Source organism: Arsukibacterium sp. (genome assembly GCF_041616895.1).
Lineage (GTDB): Bacteria > Pseudomonadota > Gammaproteobacteria > Enterobacterales > Alteromonadaceae > Alishewanella.
The window spans coordinates 25,657-47,019 of the sequence record NZ_JBFJPY010000008.1; the positions used below are offsets into that span (position 1 = coordinate 25,657).

At 50.5% G+C, this 21,363-nt stretch carries 18 protein-coding genes and 1 other RNA gene; 9 read left to right on the forward strand and 10 right to left on the reverse strand.

Annotated elements, in window-relative coordinates; translation table 11 throughout:
* Positions 1-248 precede the first annotated feature (248 nt).
* Both ABY802_RS02815 and ABY802_RS02820 read left to right on the forward strand, forming a co-directional pair.
* Positions 249-3,119 (forward strand): TonB-dependent receptor domain-containing protein, encoded by a 2,871-nt coding sequence (locus tag ABY802_RS02815; protein WP_372625489.1) that lies wholly within the window; start codon positions 249-251, stop codon positions 3,117-3,119.
* A gap of 96 nt (positions 3,120-3,215) precedes the next feature.
* Entirely contained in the window at positions 3,216-4,724 is a 1,509-nt protein-coding gene (locus ABY802_RS02820) for a tryptophan halogenase family protein (RefSeq protein ID WP_372625490.1), read from the forward strand.
* A gap of 136 nt (positions 4,725-4,860) precedes the next feature.
* On the opposite strand, the gene rnpB is transcribed toward ABY802_RS02820, so the two are convergent.
* Positions 4,861-5,229, reverse strand: an RNA gene (gene rnpB, locus ABY802_RS02825) — RNase P RNA component class A.
* Between the two features lie 21 nt (positions 5,230-5,250).
* The gene (gene rsmI / locus ABY802_RS02830; RefSeq protein WP_372625491.1) at positions 5,251-6,102 is read right to left on the reverse strand and encodes a 16S rRNA (cytidine(1402)-2'-O)-methyltransferase; all 852 of its coding nucleotides are present in this window, start codon (positions 6,100-6,102) and stop codon (positions 5,251-5,253) included.
* 76 nt (positions 6,103-6,178) lie between these two features.
* On the opposite strand from rsmI, the gene ABY802_RS02835 reads away from it, so the two are divergent.
* Genes ABY802_RS02835 through ABY802_RS02850 form a run of 4 tightly spaced genes read left to right on the forward strand, consistent with a single transcriptional unit; the run spans position 6,179 to position 9,505 of the window.
* The gene (locus ABY802_RS02835) at positions 6,179-8,017 is read left to right on the forward strand and encodes a penicillin-binding protein activator (protein ID WP_372625492.1); all 1,839 of its coding nucleotides are present in this window, start codon (positions 6,179-6,181) and stop codon (positions 8,015-8,017) included.
* Positions 8,018-8,033: 16 nt separating this feature from the next.
* A complete protein-coding gene (locus ABY802_RS02840) occupies positions 8,034-8,378 on the forward strand; it encodes a YraN family protein (protein ID WP_372625493.1) in 345 nt (114 codons plus the stop codon).
* Positions 8,379-8,390: 12 nt separating this feature from the next.
* On the forward strand, positions 8,391-8,978 hold the full coding sequence (locus ABY802_RS02845; RefSeq protein ID WP_372625494.1) for an SIS domain-containing protein: 588 nt from the start codon (positions 8,391-8,393) through the stop codon (positions 8,976-8,978).
* Complete coding sequence (locus ABY802_RS02850; protein WP_372625495.1) at positions 8,975-9,505, forward strand: BON domain-containing protein; 531 nt, start codon at positions 8,975-8,977, stop codon at positions 9,503-9,505. The genes ABY802_RS02845 and ABY802_RS02850 overlap by 4 nt, the downstream gene beginning before the upstream one ends.
* A 76-nt stretch (positions 9,506-9,581) precedes the next feature.
* Here ABY802_RS02850 and ABY802_RS02855 read toward each other — a convergent pair whose 3' ends face one another.
* The 5 genes from ABY802_RS02855 to ampD are packed head-to-tail and all read right to left on the reverse strand — an operon-like array spanning position 9,582 to position 13,190.
* A complete protein-coding gene (locus tag ABY802_RS02855) occupies positions 9,582-10,259 on the reverse strand; it encodes a DUF599 domain-containing protein (protein WP_290610431.1) in 678 nt (225 codons plus the stop codon).
* Between the two features lie 45 nt (positions 10,260-10,304).
* A complete protein-coding gene (gene rarD / locus ABY802_RS02860) occupies positions 10,305-11,219 on the reverse strand; it encodes an EamA family transporter RarD (RefSeq protein WP_372625496.1) in 915 nt (304 codons plus the stop codon).
* Positions 11,220-11,243: 24 nt separating this feature from the next.
* Complete coding sequence (locus tag ABY802_RS02865) at positions 11,244-11,702, reverse strand: thioesterase family protein (RefSeq protein ID WP_372625497.1); 459 nt, start codon at positions 11,700-11,702, stop codon at positions 11,244-11,246.
* A gap of 1 nt (position 11,703) precedes the next feature.
* Positions 11,704-12,597: a regulatory signaling modulator protein AmpE gene (gene ampE, locus ABY802_RS02870; protein ID WP_372625498.1), complete on the reverse strand. Its 894-nt coding sequence runs from the start codon at positions 12,595-12,597 to the stop codon at positions 11,704-11,706.
* A complete protein-coding gene (gene ampD, locus ABY802_RS02875; protein WP_372625499.1) occupies positions 12,594-13,190 on the reverse strand; it encodes a 1,6-anhydro-N-acetylmuramyl-L-alanine amidase AmpD in 597 nt (198 codons plus the stop codon). Before ampD ends, ampE begins: the two co-directional genes overlap by 4 nt.
* Before the next feature lie 68 nt (positions 13,191-13,258).
* Between ampD and ABY802_RS02880 the strand changes: the two genes are divergently transcribed.
* From ABY802_RS02880 to ABY802_RS02890, 3 genes are all read left to right on the forward strand, one after another.
* Positions 13,259-13,780, forward strand: coding sequence for a TIGR02281 family clan AA aspartic protease (locus ABY802_RS02880; protein ID WP_372625500.1), 522 nt, complete (start codon positions 13,259-13,261; stop codon positions 13,778-13,780).
* Between the two features lies 1 nt (position 13,781).
* The gene (gene nadC, locus ABY802_RS02885; protein ID WP_372625501.1) at positions 13,782-14,705 is read left to right on the forward strand and encodes a carboxylating nicotinate-nucleotide diphosphorylase; all 924 of its coding nucleotides are present in this window, start codon (positions 13,782-13,784) and stop codon (positions 14,703-14,705) included.
* A gap of 84 nt (positions 14,706-14,789) precedes the next feature.
* Positions 14,790-15,431, forward strand: a complete 642-nt coding sequence (locus ABY802_RS02890; RefSeq protein WP_372625502.1) for a DUF1294 domain-containing protein — start codon at positions 14,790-14,792, stop codon at positions 15,429-15,431.
* Positions 15,432-15,450: 19 nt separating this feature from the next.
* On the opposite strand, the gene ABY802_RS02895 is transcribed toward ABY802_RS02890, so the two are convergent.
* The 3 genes from ABY802_RS02895 to ABY802_RS02905 form a co-directional block, all read right to left on the reverse strand.
* A complete protein-coding gene (locus ABY802_RS02895) occupies positions 15,451-18,039 on the reverse strand; it encodes an EAL domain-containing protein (protein WP_372625503.1) in 2,589 nt (862 codons plus the stop codon).
* Between the two features lie 126 nt (positions 18,040-18,165).
* Positions 18,166-19,374: an acyltransferase family protein gene (locus tag ABY802_RS02900; RefSeq protein WP_372625505.1), complete on the reverse strand. Its 1,209-nt coding sequence runs from the start codon at positions 19,372-19,374 to the stop codon at positions 18,166-18,168.
* Positions 19,374-21,329 carry a glycoside hydrolase family 3 N-terminal domain-containing protein gene (locus ABY802_RS02905; RefSeq protein ID WP_372625507.1) on the reverse strand — a complete coding sequence of 652 codons (1,956 nt, stop codon included), beginning with the start codon at positions 21,327-21,329 and terminating at the stop codon, positions 19,374-19,376. Before ABY802_RS02905 ends, ABY802_RS02900 begins: the two co-directional genes overlap by 1 nt.
* Positions 21,330-21,363: the final 34 nt, after the last annotated feature.

Sequence of the window (21,363 nt, forward strand, 5' to 3'; positions counted from 1 at the left end):
CTAGTCTCATTTTGTCCTCTTTTCAGCATCGGAAAAATGCCGACTGACTTTTATCATAGCTGCAAATAGAATCAAATATTCCAATTATTAATAATTTTTAGCATAAATTATTTTCAAAACCAAAAATTTATTGCTATGTTAATTTTGTGCAGAAAATAAACATCTGCCTGCAGCGATAAAAACGGGCGCTCAGAACCCGACTAACGGATAGCGATAATAAGACACAACTGCAAATCCAGGAGACAGTGATGAAGTTGACCAAACTTATTCAGGCCCTTGCCATAGCAGGCCTCAGTACGCAAGTTATTGCGCAGGAAAGTGAAACGCCGCCCAATGCAACTGACACAGATACTAAAATAGAGCGTATTGAGGTGACGGGTTCCAGTATCAAGCGCCATAATATGGAAGGTGCGTTGCCACTGACTATTATTTCTAAATCAGATATTGATGCGGCAGGTATCACCAACGTTGACCAGTTGATGCTGAACTTGAATATTGGTGGTAATTCAAACGACAACTTATCCAGTAATGCCGGCATTGTTGGCGGTGAAGAGCGCGGTAATAATGGGGCTTCCAGCGCCAACCTGCGTGGACAGGGCCGGGATTCAACTTTGGTATTACTTAACGGGCGCCGGGTAGCCACGCATGGCATTCAAGGCCGGGCAGTTGACCTTAATTCAATTCCTTTTGAAGCCATTGAGCGTGTTGAAGTGTTGCGGGATGGCGCTTCTGCCGTCTATGGCACAGATGCGATTGGTGGGGTCATTAATTTTATTCTTAAGAAAAACTACAATGGCGTGCAAGCATCGACATTTATAGACCATACCCAAGATGGCGGTGGTAATATTTACCGTTTCAATATCTTAGGCGGAAAAGGCGACTTGTACAAAGATGGCTACAATTTGATGGCTAGCCTGGCGTACAGTAAAGCGGAAATTCTACGTGGCACAGATCGCGATTTTACCAACACCTTCCAAGCTGACCGTGGTTTATCACCTGATACCCGGGGTACGCCGTTTGCCTCGGTGAATGATCGTTTCGGTGATGCCAGTAACCCGAGTAATGGCAACTACAACCTGATAGGTACCGGGTTAATTGACCCGGAAACAGGTCTTGAACAGTCCGTACTGAACGTATTGGCTTTGCCTGGTCAGGCAGGTTGTGCCGCAGGTGGTGAAGGTATGGGTGTTGATGCCGGTGCACTTTGGAATCGCTCTAATGAACTGTATAGCTGCGCCTGGGATTACCCCCGGGCTTCTGTTTTACAACAACCGGTTGAAAATTTAAATCTGGTCTCCCGCGGCAGCTTTATGCTGGATGGCGGACATCAAGCTTTTGTTGAAGTGGTGGGCTCAGAAGTTACCAGTAATAAAGTGTTTGAACCTAATCAAATTACCCCTTGGGCTATTGGTAGTGGCGGTTGGTACCCCAGCACAGGTGAATCCTATGATTTTATTGCTAATGCCCTGGCTGATCACTATGGTGAAGACCAAATCAATCGTGGTGCACCCATCGCTTATCGCTGGCGTTGTATTGATTGTGGTCCACGCGAAATTGAGACTACTACCAAAGCCTATCGCTTACTAGCTGGCCTTGAAGGGATGCTGTTTGATGACAAATGGGATTATAAAGCCGGTATTTCTTATGCATCAAGTGAAGCAGAGTCGGAACTGGGTACGGGCTATCATTTTACAAGTTTACTAGCCGAAGGTTTAGGCAGTGGCGACATTAATCCGTTTCTGCTTGCAGGTCAGTCACAAAGCAGTGCCGGGATGGCGGCTTTAGAACGAGCTTCTGCCGCAGGCGTGGTGCTGTTTGGTGGTAAAACCACTATGCTGCAAATTGACGGTTTAATTAGTGGTAGCACAGGTTGGGAACTGGCTGGTGGTGAAATAATGGTCGCTGGCGGCTTCGATTTCAGGCGCGAAGGCTATGAGTTCCAGGGTGATCGACGCGCAGCAGATAATCGACAGACTATTTATGGCGCCCCTTTTGACGATGCCAATGCGCTGGATGATGTCAGCCGCAACATCAAAGCATTGTTTGTCGAAGCGCTTATTCCGATAACCTACGATTTAGAAGTTAACCTGGCAGTGCGCCATGACCGTTATGATGGTTTTGGTGGCACCACCAACCCAAAAGTTTCTGTAAAATACGACATAACAGAGGATCTGATGTTGCGCGCGGCATACAGCACAGGCTTTCGCGTACCGTCATTCAATCAGTTGTTTAACGGGGTAACCGAACTACCGTACACTGGACTTGATTTTGCTGATCCGGCTTTATGTCCGGGGGGGCAGGTTAATCCAGACGATCCGAACTGCGCAACACCGTTACAACCAACAATGCTGTTTGGTGGTAAAGAGGACTTGGGGCCTGAAGAGTCGGATCAGGCTAACATCGGACTGGTATGGTCGCCCGTTGATACGGTTACCTTCAGCGTTGATTACTGGGAGATTAACAAAGAAGGCACTATTCAGACCCTCAGCTTTGATGAACTGATTGATAACTTTGAGTTGTTTGAAGACAACTTTATCCGTGACGGCAGCGGCAACCTGACAACGATTGACAGACGCTGGGTGAACGCTGGTGAACGTAAAACCTCTGGTGTGGAAGCCAATGCAAACTTCAGTGGCGAGCTGTATGGTGGCCGGTGGGGCTTAAATTTCAACGGTAGTTACCTGATTGAAGATCGTAAAAGGATCCTGCCAAATGCTGAGTTTGGTGACAACCTGGTTGGAACACACAGTCGGGGCAATATTCCATTGCGTTGGAAACATACCATTGCCTTTAACTGGACCCGTGGCGATTGGACCCATAACTTAATCCAAATGTTCCGCGACAGCTATCTGGACGAGGTACCACCAGGTATCGCCTCTGGCAATACGCGCCCGGACAACTGGAATCCGGTTGTGACCAGCTATACTACCTATAACTACAGTGTCACTTATAAAGGCTTTGAGCAGTTGGATTTAACATTAGGTATCAAAAACCTGTTTGACCGGGATCCACCGTTTACAGCGCACCAGAATGACTTTTCACCAGGTGCAGCTTTTGATCCCCGGGTAGCAGATCCGAGAGGCCGGGCATTTACCTTGCTGGCTACGTACAGGTTCTAAAATACGTCCTATGATGTAACAATCTGGGTTTAATGCCACCTGTAACTAAGCGGCCAAAAGGTCGCTTAGTTTTTTCCACAAAGCAGGAGTCCGTTTGTGACAATAACTAATGATGCCATTCAACGTATCTGTATTTTGGGTGGCGGCACCGCTGGTTGGATGACAGCTGCTGCTTTTTCAAAGGTACTTGGCAATCAATCTCTACAAATTGAGTTAGTAGAATCCGAAAGTATTGGTACCGTGTCAGTGGGAGAAGCGACCATCCCGCAAATCCGCGCTTTTAACCAGCTACTTGGCCTGGACGAAATGGACTTTTTACGGCATACCCAAGGCACCTTTAAACTCGGTATAGAGTTTATTAATTGGTACAAACCCGGTACAGCCTACATGCATCCGTTTGGTCCGTATGGCACCAATATGGCTGGCGTGCCCTTTCATCACTATTGGTTAAAACGCGGCTCTGAGCAGCCGCTTGAATCCTTTTGTCTGGAAGCTATGGCAGCACGCGCTGGCAAGTTTACCCCGGTATTAGAACGTCAGGGCTCACCCGCACGGCCGGTCAATTATGCTTTTCATTTTGACGCCGTGGCCTATGCTGTGTATTTACGTCAATTTGCCGAGAAACGCGGTGTTAAACGCCATGCAGGTCAGATGAAAGAAGTGATGCTAAACCCTGTAACAGGCCGGGTTGACGCTTTGCTGTTGGCTGATGGTAGGCAGGTAGAAGCAGATTTTTTTATTGATTGTTCCGGCTTTAAGGGGCTGATTATTGAACAAGCTCTGCATTCAGGCTTTGAAGACTGGAGTCACTGGCTACCTTGTGATCGCGCCATTGCTCAGCCCTGTGCTTCGACTGAACCACCCAGGCCATATACCCAATCTATTGCGCAGGCTGCCGGATGGCAGTGGCGAATTCCGCTGCAAAATAGAGTGGGCAATGGTCATGTTTACAGCAGTCACTATGTTGACGATGACGAGGCATTGCAGGTGTTGCATGACACCATGCTGACCCCGCCGGAAGCGGAACCAAACCTGCTACGTTGGCAAACCGGACGTCGACGCGAGCCCTGGAAAAAAAACTGTGTTGCTATCGGGCTGGCCGCTGGCTTTCTGGAACCGCTTGAATCAACCGGGATTCAGCTAATCCAGTCGGCCATTTCCCGCCTGCTGAGCTTATTCCCGGATAAAACCTTTGCTGAAGAAACCATTAAAACCTTTAACCGGTACAGTACTACTGAAATGGAGCAAATCCGCGATTTTATTATTCTGCACTATAAAGCTAATGAGCGGGATGATTCAGATTTCTGGCGTTATTGCCGGACGATGAATGTGCCAGATAGTCTGAATGATAAAATTCAGCTGTACCGTCGGACCGGGAGGATTTTCAGAGAAAATAATGAGTTATTTAGTGATATTAGTTGGCTGTCTGTTTTGAATGGCCAGGGAATTTATCCGCAAAGTTATCATCCGCTTGCGGATAAATTTTCTGCCACTAATTTAGATGAACAGTTAGCCATGCTGCAAAAACAAGTAACAGATAATGTTGCTGCAATGCCCGACCATGCCGCATTTATTGCCCGCTTTTGTCAAGCAAAAGTAATGTAACTGATCTGCCGGTATAAGCTTCTACCCCCTGTTCCTGGTACCTTTTGCCCGCCTTGTGCGGGCTTTTTTCCAGAAAGTAAACTAACAATAAAAAAACCGCGCTTAAGGTCTGGCCTTAGCGCGGTTTTTATTAATTTAGGTGAGTTAGCCGTTAAGCCGGGTTCTGTGCTCTGTTGCCAGAGTGACAATCATTCCTCTAGGACTTAGGTCGCCCTAAGCCTCAAGCAATCTACCCGCCCTCAACGCGGGCCGCGCCATAGAGGGCCTATTTGATCTTGCTCCGGGTGGAGTTTACCGTGCCACGAACTGTTGCCAGTCGCGCGGTGCGCTCTTACCGCACCCTTTCACCCTTACCTGATCCCACTTGCGCGGGCCATCGGCGGTTTGCTCTCTGTTGCACTGGTCGTAGGCTCACGCCTCCCAGGCATTACCTGGCACCCTGCCCTGTGGAGCCCGGACTTTCCTCCCCTTGCTTGCGCAAGCAGCGATTGTCTTGGCCAACTCAGCGCGGATTATACCCTATTTATCAGTTGGCACCAGTCCATTCTAATGCCAGCTTATAAAGTGGGTTTTTCTTTTCATTATGAATTTGCGCGGTCAGCGCTGCAGCTTGTTTCACTGGCAGTTCAGCCAGCAAAATTTTTAAGGTTTGCTGCACCTGCTCACTGATTTCACTGACTGCTCTGGCTGGCGTTGAGGTTATCATCAGCACCATTTCGCCCTGACAGCGCTGCGGGTCGTCGTTAAGCCAGGCCTGGATCTCTGCTGCGGTACCATGGCAAAAGGCCTCAAAGGTTTTGGTCAGCTCTTTCGCCAATACCAGCTCGCGATCGGCGCCCAGTACCAGCGCGACATCGTCCAGGCATGCCTGAATGCGCCTTGCAGTTTCATAACACACTACCGTGCCAACATCGGCCGGTAACGCCGCAAGCTGCGCCTGGCGCTGAGTGCTTTTCGCCGCCAGAAAACCAATAAACAAAAATTTATCGGTTGGCAGGCCTGCCGCACACAAGGCGGTAATGACCGCGCAAGGCCCTGGGATAGGCACCACTTTTACCCCTGCTTCGCGGCACTGCCGTACTAAGCTATAACCCGGGTCGCTGATCAGGGGCGTGCCCGCATCGGATACCAGTGCTAAGTCTTCGCCAGCCTGACAGCGAGCAATAATACTGGCCGCGCGTTGCTTTTCATTATGATCGTGCAATGCCAGAGTGCGGGTTTGCACCCCTAAGTGCGCCAGTAATTTGCCCGTATGGCGGGTATCTTCAGCGGCGATACAGCTAACCTGATTTAAGGTAGTGATAGCGCGCTCGCTGATATCCGCTAAATTGCCTATCGGGGTGGCGACAACGTATAAAATTCCGGTTTGTTTCGTCATATTTCGCTATTTAATTGAGCTTGGCGGACAGTCTAAGTAAGATAGCCCTATTAAAAGCCTAATGGTACTGTGCAACGTGAATTCCAGCAAATTAAAGCCACTGCTATTTTTAAGCCTGTGCAGCCTGTTAGCCAGCTGTGCCCAGCAACCTCAAACTACCATTGAGCGCCCCGCAGCAGTTACCGGGCAGGAAGTGCCGGCAACCAAGGCTGAAGCTGCGGCAGATTTGTATCAGCAAGCACGTGAATATCAGGGTGAAGCCAGGCAAATACATTTGCTGCGGGCCGCCCGCGCCGCATTGGCACAACAACAGTATCCGCTGGCGCTGGCCATAACCCATACTTTGGCTTCTAGTGAATACGCTCTGATCCGCCAACGCAACATCGTACTATTGCTGCAAGCCTATCTGGCAAATAATGAGCTGGAACGCGCCGATGCACTGCTGGAGAACACGCCGCTTGATAAGCTACCACAAGCAGATTTAAGCGACTATTTATGGCAGGGCGCGCAGTTTTATGCTAACCAGCAGCGTAGCCTGGCTGCCAGCCGCTGGTTGCTGCAACTGGACCAGCAACAGCAAAGTACTGAAAACTATGCCGAGCTCTGGAATGTATTGTGGCAGCAACTGACCACGCTAAGCCCGGCTAACCTTACCAGTTTGCGTACCAATGCCACAAACCGCCAGTTGGCCTGGCTGAATCTGGTTGAGCTTAGCCGCCAGAATATTGGCCAGCAACAGGCCTTACAACTGGCGCTGACAGAATGGCATCAGCGCTACCCCCAGATGCCAGGACCCGATGCCTTACCCCAGGGACTGCAGCAACTGCAAACGTTAACACCCTACCAACCCAGCCGGATTGGCATCTTGCTGCCGTTAACCGGAAACTTCCGGGCTCATGCCAAGGCCCTGCAGTATGGGTTAATCAGTGCCGCCAGCGCACAGCAAACAACCTCGCAGCTGATCTTTATTGATAGTCAGCAAAGCCCGGAGCAAATAACCCTAAGCTTAAAGCAACAGATGGTCGATTTTGTGATTGGCCCGTTGCTGCGGGACCAGGTCGATGTAATCAGCCAGCAGGCTGACTGGCCCTGGCCCACCTTGTTTTTAAACAGTCGGGATCCGGCACAGCCAAAGCGGGATGACCATTTCTTTTACGCGTTAAGTTTAGAGGATGAAGCGAGCCAGATGGCAGCGCTTTTCCAGCAAAAAAACTATCAGCGCCCGGTGGTGATTAGTGCCAGAAACAATATCAGCCAGCGGATGCAGCAGCATTTTGCCGCGCAGTGGCAGGCAATGGGCCATCCGGCTCCTGAGTTTTATCAGTTTAGTGCCAAAGCAGAGCTGGAAACGATTATCAGCACGTTGCTGGAAACCGATATCAGCCAGAGCCGGATCCGCAATATCAGCAGTTTAGTCGGCAATAAAACCACACTGGAAGCAGAACCACACAGCCGGCTGGATATCGATGCCATTTATCTGCTGGCCGATCCGGTGCAAACCCGGTTATTTAAGCCTTATGTCGATGTATCGGTAAACCAGACCGCCCCACGCTTACCGGTATATGCCAGTTCACGTAGTTTTAGTGCCAGCCTGGATAGCAACGAGCAGCGCGATTTAAATGGCCTGACCTTCACCGAGATGCCATGGATGCTCGGCGAACAAAGCAGCGTACAATTGCGCGAGCAATATCAGCGACTGTTTACCGATCAGGATGAAATATTACAACGGTTGTTCGCCATGGGCCATGACGCCTACCAACTGATTGCCAGATTAAAACAACAACAACATTTGCCAGCACTGGTGTTTCCCGGTCTGACAGGCCAGCTTAGCCTGGACCAGCATGGCAGTATTGTGCGGCGGTTAAGCTGGGCCAGCTACCGCAACAACCGGCTGATTTCGGTGCAAGAACCCTGAGCATGAACCACGAATAATGAATAACAAAGGGCAATACTACGAGCAACTGGCGCTAGACTATTTACAGCAACAGGGCCTGACGCTGGTGTGTTGTAATTTTCAGTGCAAAGCCGGTGAAATAGATTTAGTTATGCGTCAGAACCAGCAACTGGTGTTTATTGAGGTAAAATACCGGGCCAATAATGCGTTTGGCGGCGCGCTGGCAGCCGTTACCGTGGCCAAGCAGCAGAAGCTGTTGCGGGCAGTACGCTGGTATTTGCAGCAGCATGGTGGCCAGAGTCAGCCATGCCGGATCGATGTATTGGCAATTGAGGGGCGTGAGCCGTTTCATTACAACTGGTTGCAGAACGCATTCAGTTAAAAGGACAGGGTAATGCAGGAACATATCCGACAGCTTTTCAGTGAAAATATCCAAACCATGATCGCAACCAGCGAAGCGCTGGCTGAACCGATCGAAAACAGTGCACTGGTTATCGTTAATAGCCTGATCAACGGCGGCAAAGTGCTATGCTGCGGCGCCGGGGCCAGTCAGGCTCTGGCCTGCCACTTTGCCCAATTGCTACTGGATCAATTTGAGACCGAACGCCCCTGTCTGCCGGCACTGGCGCTGCAGGACGATATTTCGAGCCTGCATCCGAACAACCATATTAACCAGGACTTCCTGGCCCGCCAGGTACGGGCGCTTGGCGGCGCCGCAGATGTGCTGCTGGTAATTTCGCTGACCGGTTCTGAACAAAGCTTAATTAAGGCAGTCGAAGCAGCCGTAACCAGCGATATGAAAGTGGTTGCGCTGACGATCGATAACGACAGTGATCTGGCCGGCCTGCTGAATCAGCAGGATGTCGAGTTAAAAATACCCGCGCACCGGCCGGCCAGGGTATTTGAATGCTATACCTTTTTACTACATTGTATTTGCGAACTTATCGACACTACGCTGTTTCCACAGCAGGGAGAACTATGAATATCAGTAAACTTATTGTCCTGGCGGTTACTATTACGCTGTTACAGGGTTGTGTTGTCAGCGACCGGCGCACCCTGGGATCGCAAATTGATGACAATAGCATTGTAATCCGTGCTCGGCGGGCTATTGGCACCGCTGAAATGATACCCGATAGCAGCAACATAGGCGTTACCAGCTACAACGGCATCGTGTTGCTGACGGGCCAGGTGAACAGCAATAGCATCAAACAACAGGCAGAGCTGTTGGTTAAAGACACCCCGGGCGTGCGGGATATTCATAATCAGATCCGGCTTGGTAACAGTACATCGTTATCCACCCGCACCCGGGATAGTTGGATCACGACTAAAGTGAAGTCTCAACTGCTAAAAGATGATGATGTCAGCGGCCTTAACATTACTGTGGTTACTGAAAACGCTGAAGTGTTCTTAATGGGACTGGTCAGTGGCGCTGAAGCCGATAAAGCGGTAGATATTGCCCGTAATGTCGAAGGGGTCGCCAGGGTAGTGAAAGCGTTCGAACGCCGTTAACCTTCAAAATAAATAAAAAGAGTCAGAGTGAATAATTTATTCACTCTGACCCTTTTTTTGTTTCAGCTGTCAGGGTTTAGCATTCCTGCAGCGCCTTTAGCACTTTAGAATGAAACTCGCGCTGCTTCATGACGATCATCACTACCACTGAGCTTATCATAAATAAAATCGGGTCAATAAACCACGACAGTGCAGATAACGAGAAATAAATCGAGCGCAAACCATAATTAAACGAATGGCCTGCCTGATCGATGACTTTAGCTGCCCGGTTAGCGTACAGCGCCTGATCCTCTTCATTTAAGTTACGGCCATCCGGCGCAGCACCGATTAACACACCACAAAAACCGTACTGGCGTAACGACCAGGTAAACTGAAAAAAGGCGAAAACAAAGATAAAGGTCAGCAGCAATAACTTCAGCTGAACCGAGCCTTCAGTATAATTGGCCCAGGGCACCAGATTTGACAACATTACGCTTAGTTTTTCCGCGGAAGACATGGCGGTCAGCAAACCCGCTAAAATAAGCAATGAACTTGATGCGAAAAAGGTGACGTTGCGCTCCAGGGTAGAAATTAGCCCCACGTCTGCCATTTTGTTATCGCGAGTCAGCATTTTCTGCATCCAGTCAGTACGTTTACGCCGCAGTTCAAACGACAAACAACTCACTTTTTTGGCTTTGCGTTTAGCAAACAGGGTATAGCCTATCCACAACACAAAAAACCAGATAACAGCAATTAAGTCTAACGGGCCTGGCATATTATGCTCCTGCTACTGAACCAAAGATGACGTGACAGCGGTTTTTTAACATACCGCACTGCGTAATAGCTTGCGCTGATAACGTAGATGCCGCCAGGCATCCATACTGTAAATAAACAAGGCCAGCCAGATAAAACCAAAGGTTATTAAACTCGCTGGTTGCAAAGGTTCATGATACAGCCAGACACCAAAGACAAACATCAGACTAGGACCAATATACTGAAAAAAACCCATGGTCGATAATTGCAGGCGACGGGCTCCGGCAATAAAGCACAGCAACGGAATGGTGGTAACAAAAGCAGCGGCCACCAGCATTAAGTTAAGTGCGGTGGAGTTATTCAACATATTAACTGCGCTGCTATCGGCATAGTGCCACCAGTACAGCAGCGCCAGTGGCAGCAACAATAAGGACTCAACAAACAACCCCGTTATTGCCTCTATCGCCAGTTTTTTACGTAACAAGCCATATACGGCAAAGGAGCCAGCCAGCGCCAGCGCCACCCAGGGAATGGAGCCGAAAATAACCACCTGAATGACCACGCCGGTTGCTGCCAACCCCAGTGCCAGCCATTGCAGCGCTCTTAGCCTTTCACCCAGAAATAACATGCCGAGCAACACGTTCAGCAAGGGGTTGATATAGTAGCCAAGACTGGCTTCAAGCATATGATCACTGTTTACTGCCCAGATAAACAAGCCCCAGTTAACGCCCAGAATTAGCGCAGTAAACAGCAGCCATAATATCAGGGTTGGCTGGCGCAACAGCGTCAAAAGCCTCTGCCCCTGCTTTAGAGCTAACAATACCAGCAACAATAACAGGCAGGACCAGACAATCCGGTGCACCAGAATTTCCGTGGCGGCTATAAAATCAATTTGCTTAAAGTAGAGTGGAGCAATACCCCAAAGGCTGTAAGCGCTGGCTGCGAAAGCGCCACCAAGCTTTTGCTCCCGGCTTAACGACATTGTGTAACCCCAGAATGTTGGTCTTTAGCCAACCAGATAAGTACCAGTACCCAGTGCAATATGCACACCGTGTTCGTTGTGCAGCTCCATCCGGCATACTGCCACTTTATTGCCGGCACGGATCACCCGGGCCGTGGCAATAAACTCGGCCCCACGGCCGGGTCTTAAGTAATCGGTGCGAATATCAATAGTGCTCATTTTACCAAAGCGTTGTACCAGTTCAGCTTGCTCTATTTCACTAAACCGTCCCAGCGCACTGGCCACTGCCATCATGCCCCCGGCGACATCCAGCACGGTGGCAATAACTCCACCGTGTAAAATCTGCTGGATAGGATTGCCCACCAATTGCTCCGCCCATGGAAACCGCACCTCGACTTCATCGTCGGCAAAGCGGCTTACCTGCAAGCCGAGTAGACGATTAAACGGCATGTGATCAAAGGTCGCGGCAATGTAGGATAGCAGCTGATCAGCAGACTGGGCCATCTCAGTACAACCAACCGCTTAGGGTTAATATCGCTGCCAGAGCCAGAAAAAACAACATATTGCGCTTACCTAACTGCACCATGGCACTGCTTTCATCCAGCGTATTCAACTGCTCCTCTTCCTGCGGTTCGGCAGCCAAAGCCACTTCGGTCAGTACCTGCTCGTTATCGGTCGTAAAATCCATAAAATACGCGAGTAAGGCATTAGAGGCCCGGGAGAAATAACCCACCAGCGCAAAGCCTAAACCAAATAACCGGGTTGGGAACCACTGCGCCCAAAACGTCAGGTAATACACGGCGTCCGGACCCTCGTTGTCGGTTTGCAGCTCGCTATAGGCCGTTGCAGTCTGTTCGCTGTCCGGCGCACCGCTATCATCAACCAGGGTTCTTGGCTCTTGTAATTGGCGCACCAAAGCATAGGTGATAACCCCAAAGACACCGAGCACTAAAAACCAGAACACTGTTGCCGCATAATAACGAAAATTGAGCCAAATCAGTGTTTGGCCATAACTGTTTTGCTCAATACTACTGCCTGACTCCGTGCGAATTTGCTGCATCACCAGATAGGCCGCTTCGCCGTCACCCCGCTCCTGCGCATTAAGATACTGCTTGTACAACTGGCGGTAATGCCAGCAACCAATACCGACCAGTAACACCAGGGTGTTAATAATAAGGCTGAGCAGACGGTTATCGATTAAGCCCAGTAGCACAGCAACAATAGCGCCTGGCAGTAATAACCATAGATACTGACCCAGTTGATGACGGGCTAAACCCGCCAGCGGGGTTTTAAGACTAAAGGTTAAATATGCTCTGACGTAGCGGTGAGCCTGCCAGGCGTCGCTGCGCACCGCGAGGCGCTCAATAATTAGTGCCAACAACATGCTGATCAACGTCATTCCCTGCTCTCCATTCTTGTGGCTTGAACTACGGCTTGAATAGTGGCCCGGTAATACGACCAGTCAAACGCCGGTCCCGGATCCGTTTTGCGTCCGGGGGCGATGTCACAGTGGCCAACAATCCGCTCCGGTTTCAGCTGCTGATAGCGCGACAGTAAATACTGGCTCAGCGCTATCAGGCTTTGATACTGCTGCTCAGTATACGGCATATTATCGCAGCCTTCTAACTCTATCCCTATCGAAAAGTCGTTACAGTTGGCCCGACCAGCAAACTCACTTTTGCCGGCATGCCAGGCTCTGTTGGCAAAAGGGACATACTGGAAAATAGTGCCATCGCGCCAAATAACGCAGTGGGCCGCCACCCTTACTCCCTGCAACGACGTAAAGCTGGGATGAATACTGCAATCAAGGGTTCCGCAAAATAAACTGTCTACCGGGCAGCCCTGCTGTGGTGCCTTGGCAAAATGTCCGGCAGGTAAACTGATGTTGTGAATAACTAACAAGCTGATTTCCTCGCCAGGCGGTCTATCATCAAAATGCGTAGAAGGACGTTGCAGCATCTGAGGGCACACTGGCATTGCGACGGTTTTCATCAGAATTTTTGCCTTTAGCCTTTACTGTGATTAAGCTAGAGCACTATTGTCAAGGTTGAGGCACGCGAATGCAAGTACCCGAACAACGAACCCCTTTTGCCAAAGCGTTTAGCTGGTTAGCCTGGTTACTGCTGCTGGTGATGCTATTCTTGTTTTTTCAGGACTATCTGGCTGGTAAACGCAATCCAAACCAGCAGTTGCAAAGCATTCAGGGCAGTGCTGGCGAAATCAGCACGGTATTACTTCGCAACCGGGCCGGCCACTATATTGGTACCGCCCTGCTGAATGGCCAGCCGGTCGACTTTATGCTTGATACCGGTGCAACCACTGTCGCCATTGCGCAAAGTACCGCTGAGAAACTGGGCTTACCGCGGGGCAGACAAATACAGGTAGCCACCGCCAATGGCATCACCAGCGCCTACCTTAGCGAAATAGCCTCGCTGCAACTGGGTGATATCGTACTACAACAAGTTAGTGCCAGCGTGGTGCCAAACCTTGGTAGCACTGAGATTTTATTAGGCATGAGTGCGTTAAACCAGTTAGAATTCCGCCAGCAAGGTAATCAACTGACCCTAATTCAGCGAAATTAATATGACAGAGCACGCCACAGCAGTAACCCATCATCCCCTTTTGGCCCTGGAGATCACCCGCAGCGTTCAAGCTGCGCTGGCCGAAGATCTGGGCTTTTTGCCGCTGGACGAAGGCGATATCACCGCGAGTCTGATCCCGGCCTCGCAACAGGCAACGGCCACCATTATCAGCCGTGAACCCTGCGTGGTATGCGGCACGGCCTGGGTTGATGAAGTTTTTGCCCAGCTTAACCGGGTAGCTGCGGCACAGGGAGAAAAAACTGGCCAGGTCAGTATCAGTTGGCAGGTAGCCGATGGCGACAAGGTGGCGGCGGACAGTTTATTGTGCCGGCTGACAGGCCCGGCTCGGTTACTATTAACCGGTGAGCGCAGCGCGCTGAATTTTTTACAATTACTCAGTGGCACGGCAACCGTTACGGCCCACTATGCCAGCTTGCTGGTCAGCAGCAATACCCGACTGCTGGATACCCGTAAAACGCTGCCTGGGCTGCGGTTTGCCCAGAAATATGCCGTACAGTGTGGTGGAGGTATAAACCATCGTCTCGGGTTGTTTGATGCATTTCTGATTAAAGAGAATCATATTGCTGCTGCGGGTTCTATTGCTGCGGCAGTGGCGCAGGCCCGCCAGAATTTTCCGGGTAAACCTGTTGAAGTCGAAACAGAAAACCTCGATGAGTTACAGCAAGCATTAGCTGCCAATGCAGACATTATTATGCTGGATAATTTCAGCATGGCCGACATCAAGCAGGCCGTGTTGATAAATCATGGCCAGGCAAAGCTTGAGGTGTCGGGTAATATTACTGCAGAGCGGTTAGCTGAACTGGCATCAAGCGGTGTCGACTTTATTTCCAGCGGCGCCCTGACTAAACATGTCCAGGCCATTGATTTATCCATGCGGCTGAGTATCACCACCTCCGACAAGTAAAACTTTGCCAGCCAGTTAAACCACGGTTAAGTAAACTTCTGATACACTCGGCTAATTGCAACGCGTGTAGTTTGGTGATGGCCTATGCAGCAAACAGGAAAAGTGGTGCACTGGCGCGACGATAAAGGTTTCGGCTTCGTCGTACCTGATAATGCCACCCAGCAAGTATTTTTTCATATTCGTGATTTTACCGACAGTAAGATCCGGCCGACGGAAGGGTGTCGCCTGCAATTTACTCTTAGCCAGGATAAACAAGGGCGACCACTGGCAATTCAGTCGAAGGTTATCAGTGCGTCCGCTTCACCGGCGCCGCTGGCAGAGCATGACATTGTTGATCTGGACTACACTCAGGATGTGGCACTGTACTTTCGTTGTGCCTTTCTGGTACTGGTAGTGATTGCGCTATTGTTTGGTACCCTGCCTTACGTCTTGCCTATTCTGTATATCGAAGCAAGTCTGTTTACCTACTGGTTGTATCGTGCCGATAAAGCCGCTGCCAAAGCCCGCCAGCGTCAACGCCTGCCAGAGCAAAGTTTACAATTATTCAGCTTAATTGGTGGCTGGCCAGGCGCCTTGCTGGCCCAGAAAAAATTGTCACATAAAAAACGTAAATTTTTATTCCAGCGAGAGTTTTTGCTGGTTATTGTCGGTAACGGCCTTTTGCTTATCTGGTTGTTGTCACAACATGGTCAGCTGTTTCTTGGCAGGCTGGCGCTCTGGTCTTAACAAAGCCCACTTTGCATTGTTATCGGCCCGGCTTTTGCGGATCAGCACTGAGCTTTGCAATTGGCGCCGGCCGGCCCAGTAAATAACCCTGAAACTGCTGGCAGCCTAGTTTTGCTAACGCCTTGTATTGTGCAACCGTTTCAACCCCCTCGGCGATTACCTCCAGTTCCAGACTGTTACCCAATGCCAGAATGGTTCTGATAATGGCGGCATCACTGGGATCGTCCAGCAAATCGCGGACAAAGCTGCCATCAATTTTCAACTGGTTAAGTGGCAGCCGTTTTAAATAACTCAGGGATGAATAACCGGTACCAAAATCGTCCAACGAAAAACGAATTCCCAGCTCACCTAATTGCTGCATTTTCAAAATGACCGCTTCGATATCCTCTAATAACTGGGTTTCGGTAAGTTCCAGCACTAAATTTTCCGGATTAGCGCCGCTCTGATACAGCGTATCGCGCACCAGTTCCACAAAATTCGGATCATGGAGCTGACGCACACTTAAATTGACCGCCAGATGCCAACCTGACTTCAGCTCATCGTGTTGCCAGTCGGCTAGCTGCAGGCAGCTTTGCTGCAATACCCAGGCACCAATAGGGAGTATTAGACCGCACTCCTCCGCCAGTGGAATAAATTCAGCTGGTGATACTGAACCCAAATCAGGATCAGACCAGCGTAGCAGCACTTCGGCACCTACCACCTGGCCATCGAGGTGATATTGCGGTTGAAAGTGCAGACTAAACTGTTGCTGCTCCAACGCCTGGCGCAAACCACTAAGCATCGCCGAACGCTCAAGCACGGCGGCTTGTAATTTACTGTTATAAAAACAGTAGCGGCAGCGGCCCCGGCTTTTGGCATCGTACATGGCCAGATCGGCGCGTTGCAGTAGCTCGTCTACGTTGTCTGCATCACTGAACATGGCAATGCCAATACTGGCGCTAATGGTGTAAGTGCGCTCGGCCAGTTGAAACGGCTGGCTTAATATATCCATCAGTTTCATCGCCAGCAATTCTACCCGCTGTCCGGCTAAATCGGCCCGGGGCTGCAGCTCAGGCAGTAACACCACAAATTCGTCACCACCAAACCGGGCCAGAGTATCGCTTTTACGAAGCTGTTCGGTAAGCCGACTGGCAACCTGGCTTAGCAACTCATCACCAACGGCGTGGCCCAGGGTATCATTCAGATCTTTAAAATGGTCCAGGTCGATAAACAGTACGGCGCCCTGCGCAGATCCCCGACCAGCCAGGCTAAACGCCTGCTCCAGCCGCTCCAGCAGCAAGCGCCGGTTAGGTAGCGAAGTTAACGCATCATAAAACGCCAGCTGGTGAATCGCCGCCTGGTTTTGTTTATGTTCAGTCACGTCAGTCGAAATACCACACAAAGCGTAAATTTCACCATTGGCATGACGCAGCGGTAACTTTACTGACAAAAAAACCCGCTCTTTTTGGTCATTTACCGTGGTATTTATTTCTTCTTCGACAATCCGCTCGCCGCCACTAAGCACCCGCTCATCGTTAATCTGCAACAAACTGACGGTTTTTGCATCGAAAAACATGTTGTCGGTATGGCCAATAATCTGTTCCGGCTGCCGGTCAAATAATGCTGCAATTTTATGATTAACATACTGATAGCGAAACCGTTTATCTTTAATGTAAATATACGCATCAACGCTATTGAGGATAGTGGTCAGCCGGTCCTGACTTAGCCGCAACCGGTTCAGCTGCAGGATACTTCGACGTTGATACCAGATGAACGCGGAAGCAATCAATAAGACGACTATGCCACTGATAACTGACCATAGCAGCAACATAGAAACATTGTCGGTAGCAGTAAGCCCGGGCTTGCTCCAGCGCGTGAGCGTCTGAAAATAATACGATTGTGGCTCAGCCTGCCATTGCCGCAAATAACTATCGATAACGTCGAGTATCGGCAGGTTCCGGCCATACGCCGTGGCGTAAAACAGTTCAACCGGATCAAACCGCAGCGGGTTAGCCTGCAGTTCAAATTCAGCAGCCCGACCATCACCGAATAAGTGGTTTGCTACCGCGACATCGGCCTGGCCGGCGGCTACCAGATTAAAGGCGGCCTGTAACGACTTAACCCCTTGCAACTTAATGTCCAGCTGATGCTGCTGGCTGTAGTTCTGCAAATAATGGTACTGGGAACTGTCACGCAGTACCGCGACCTGCTGGCCTGTCAGATCGGATAACGTTGCGATTTGATTGTCTTTTAAGCTGTATAATCGTGACCAGCTAAATAACGCCGGTATTTGATGAAAACTCATGACCTGCGCCCGCGCTTCACTGAACGCGACATCAGGCAAAATATCAATATCACCGCTTTTCAGCAGTTCAAGGCAGTATGCCCAGTCACAGCTCACCGGCTTTAACTGCCATTTTTCCTGCAGGGCAATTTGCGTCAGTAAATCGCCAAAAATACCGCTGGGCATACCATCAGCACTGACGGTAAGCTTTGGCGGATTCTGGTAAACACCTACCACCAGATGGCGGTTTTGTCCCTGGATAGCATTATCAGCAGTTGCCGGGGTTGACAAAAAGATTGGCACGATTAACGAGAGCAATGCCAGCAGCAAGGCAATACGGCGCATAAATACGTCACTTAGTTATTATTCTGTTATTGAGCTTACTGCAGGGTGCGTAAATTGCAAATACCTTCTGCAGGACACCCTTTGCAGGACGCCATCGGGACCATCTGGTGCCATCCTTGGGTGCCGTCAAACTTTGAAAACAATGCCCCGCCGGTAACACCAGTGCATTAATAAATAAGACAGTCCTAAAAATACCAGGGCAAAGGCCAGTGAGCCATTTACGTCACCAAATAGTGGCTGAAACAGCCGACTGAATAGCCAGCCTTTAAGTGAACCCTCACCTACCGGGATCATCACCAGCGTTCGCGCTATTAAGCCAGCCAGCATAAAAAACAAAATCGCATTGGCACCAAATATCACGAAAGGTGCACTCCAGCGCCGCCAGCGTTTAATATCACATAACCAGATACATGCCGCCAGGGCAATAGCGCAGTACCCGCTACTTAGCACCACAAAACTGGGGGTCCATAAGTTTTTATTAATGGGTAAGGCAAAATGCCATAACTCGGCCAGCCACACCGCAATAACCCCGGCCAACAATAAACCCCGTACTTTCCAGGACAACGTGCGCTCGGTTTGCAGCCACTGCGCCAGCAACACCCCGCTTAAACAACTGGCCACTGCCGGCAAGGTTGACCACAGGCCTTCAGGGTCGAACGCAAACGGGGTAGCACTGCCATAATACAGATGACGGGCACCTAGCACGGTATGGTCGAGCCAGGCGGCAAAACTATTGCCGAACAGCAGCAACCCGCTGAACTGATTGCCGTAGGCATCCTGATACGGCAGATATAACATCGCCGCAAGATACACCGCGCAAAGCCCGGCTAACCAGAGGATCCGGCCACGGGTACCGCAATACAGCACAATCAGTACCGTTGCAAAATAGACCAGGCCAATCCGTTGCAGCACGCCAAGCCAGCGCAGCGTAAGCAGCTTTTGTTCAATATAGCTGTACGCCGGATCGGCAAAATTATAATAAAACAGGGCCAGAAACAGCCCCAGGCCAAACAATTTCAGGCTGCGAACGGCTGCATGGCGGATAATCAGCGCTTTGGGCTGACTGCTTTTAGCCGAACTGCTTTGCCACTGCAGACGCAATTGTAGTGACATGCCAACAATTACAATAAAAAACGGAAAAATCAGATCCGTCAGAGTCCAGCCATGCCACTCTGCATGGCGCAGCGGCCCATAAACATGGTTCCAGTTTCCCGGATTATTGACCAGAATCATTGCGGTAATGGTTAACCCCCGCAGGGCATCCAGCGCCAGCAGCCGTTGTCTGGGTACCTTGGCCAATATGGCATCGCAATGCTGCTTTAAGCCGCTTAACATTACTGTTTGCTACCCTGTGTCGCTACCGTTGCTGGCTCGGCAGGTGCGTTGGAGATCGGCTGCACGGTAACCGGCAGCACGCCGGTTGGTTTAACCTGGCCCAATAACACTCGTGCCAAAGCCGTGTAGGTGGCACCAGGCTCGCCTGCTGCAATGGCTTTATCTTCACTGTTGTAGGCGTAGCTGGCCAGTGCCAGATCAGCATAGGGCCCATAGGTGGAGGCATCATAGGGCGCGCGCAGACTAATATACACATGGGGCTTTTGCTGCTGCTTTACCTGGCGTAAAAAATCTAAAAAATCCTGCTGCTGCCGCTGATAACGTGCAGCCAACGGGCCTAGCGCACTGACATCATCCATGCCACCAATTTCGGCCAGTGACGGCATTGGGGTGATAAAACCACTGATCACCACATCGGCCTGCTTTAGCAGGTCAGCGGCCTTTGTCAGGTCTTGCTGTAACAAACTCAGGCTGCTGATAGTAAGCGGATGCGGGCTTTGTTGCTGTAACGCCAGACTGAGAGCTGCCGCTTTATTGCTGTCTGGCATAATCAGCAATACCTGCTTGCCGCTAAGCGATGGCATAACGGCTTTTTCAGCCATGCCAGCCACTGAAATACGGGTCACTGCGGCCTGAGCCAGCGCCAGCTCAGCCTGGCGGTGGGCCGGACTACCCAGGATTTTATTTGCCCTGAGCAGCTGCATCTTTGCAGAACCGGCTGGTAACAACGGATACTGCTGTTTAAAGCCGATAATCCGCTGATAGGAAGTATCAAGCTCAGCACGATCAAGCTGGCCAGTCAACACGGCTTGCTCCAGCGCATTGAGTAACGCCGCTAAGTCGGCCAGCTCAGCAGGGCTTTGCAGTTTTACCGGCATCAGCGCAATGTCAGCACCGGCAGCAAACGTAGCGATCACCGCATCGTGCGGGCTGAAAAAATGGCTGATCCCTGCCATATCCAGTGCATCGGTAACAATGAGCCCCTGATAATCCAGTTGCTGGCGCAGCAAGTCATGTAAAATTGCCCGTGATAACGTCGCCGGTTTTATCATCTGCTGACCATCTTTGGCAGTAAAGGTACTGCTATCCAGCGCCGGGTATTGAATATGGGCTGTCATTATCATCCCGGGATTGTGCTGGTTAATAATTTTAGCAAAGGGCAGCAAGTCGACCTGATCAATCTGCTGGCGGCTATGCGCTACCCGGGGCAAACCTAAGTGGCTGTCGATATGAGTATCGCCATGGCCCGGAAAATGTTTCAGGGCGGCAATAACGCCACGTTGTTGCATAGCGGCCGTCATGGCACCGCCCAGTTCTGCGACCATAGCCGGGTCTTCTGCAAAGGCTCGGACATTAATCACCGGATTGTCCGGATTGACATTAACATCAACCGTTGGCGCAAAATTGACGTTAATACCAAGGGCCAGCAGTTCGTCGGCAATGACACTGCCCGTCAGTTCAGCAAAATGATTGCCATGTTTCGGATAGGTAGCGCCAATGGCCATATTGCCGCTAAAGGCACTGGAGTGCTGGCGGGGTAAGCGGGCAACTCTACCCCCTTCCTGATCGATACTAATAAATAACGGATGTTTCAAAGCGGAACGGGCTGCGGCCTGCTGCAATTGGCGGTTAAGGGTAATAATCTGCTCATTGTGTTCAAGGTTTTCGGCAAATAAGATAACCCCGCCGATATCGTACTGGCTGATCAGCTGTGCCAGTTCCGAGGGTAGGCTGGTTAACGGCGTGCGGCACTTGCCTGGTGCCACTGGTTCAACACAGTAATAACGTAAATCAAGCATAAGTTTTTGGCCCAGCATCTGCCGGACCGTGGCTGTGGTTGCAAGTGCCGCCGTTGGCTGTGCCTGACTGCTCATTGCCAGCACACCGGATAGCATGCCCACAACCATCCAACTTGCCCATCGTAACCGTTGCCACCAATTTTGCTGATCCGACACACTGTTTACTCCGCTTATGTTAAGGTAACGCTTG

Coding starts and splice junctions, on each gene's coding strand:
- ABY802_RS02815 (WP_372625489.1), top strand. CDS start 249: ATGAAGTTGACCAAACTTATTCAGGCCCTTGCCATAGCAGGCCTCAGT.
- rsmI (WP_372625491.1), bottom strand. CDS start 6,102: ATGACGAAACAAACCGGAATTTTATACGTTGTCGCCACCCCGATAGGC.
- ABY802_RS02840 (WP_372625493.1), top strand. CDS start 8,034: ATGAATAACAAAGGGCAATACTACGAGCAACTGGCGCTAGACTATTTA.
- ABY802_RS02845 (WP_372625494.1), top strand. CDS start 8,391: ATGCAGGAACATATCCGACAGCTTTTCAGTGAAAATATCCAAACCATG.
- ABY802_RS02850 (WP_372625495.1), top strand. CDS start 8,975: ATGAATATCAGTAAACTTATTGTCCTGGCGGTTACTATTACGCTGTTA.
- ABY802_RS02855 (WP_290610431.1), bottom strand. CDS start 10,259: ATGCCAGGCCCGTTAGACTTAATTGCTGTTATCTGGTTTTTTGTGTTG.
- rarD (WP_372625496.1), bottom strand. CDS start 11,219: ATGTCGTTAAGCCGGGAGCAAAAGCTTGGTGGCGCTTTCGCAGCCAGC.
- ABY802_RS02865 (WP_372625497.1), bottom strand. CDS start 11,702: ATGGCCCAGTCTGCTGATCAGCTGCTATCCTACATTGCCGCGACCTTT.
- ampE (WP_372625498.1), bottom strand. CDS start 12,597: ATGACGTTGATCAGCATGTTGTTGGCACTAATTATTGAGCGCCTCGCG.
- ampD (WP_372625499.1), bottom strand. CDS start 13,190: ATGAAAACCGTCGCAATGCCAGTGTGCCCTCAGATGCTGCAACGTCCT.
- ABY802_RS02880 (WP_372625500.1), top strand. CDS start 13,259: ATGCAAGTACCCGAACAACGAACCCCTTTTGCCAAAGCGTTTAGCTGG.
- nadC (WP_372625501.1), top strand. CDS start 13,782: ATGACAGAGCACGCCACAGCAGTAACCCATCATCCCCTTTTGGCCCTG.
- ABY802_RS02890 (WP_372625502.1), top strand. CDS start 14,790: ATGCAGCAAACAGGAAAAGTGGTGCACTGGCGCGACGATAAAGGTTTC.
- ABY802_RS02895 (WP_372625503.1), bottom strand. CDS start 18,039: ATGCGCCGTATTGCCTTGCTGCTGGCATTGCTCTCGTTAATCGTGCCA.
- ABY802_RS02900 (WP_372625505.1), bottom strand. CDS start 19,374: ATGTTAAGCGGCTTAAAGCAGCATTGCGATGCCATATTGGCCAAGGTA.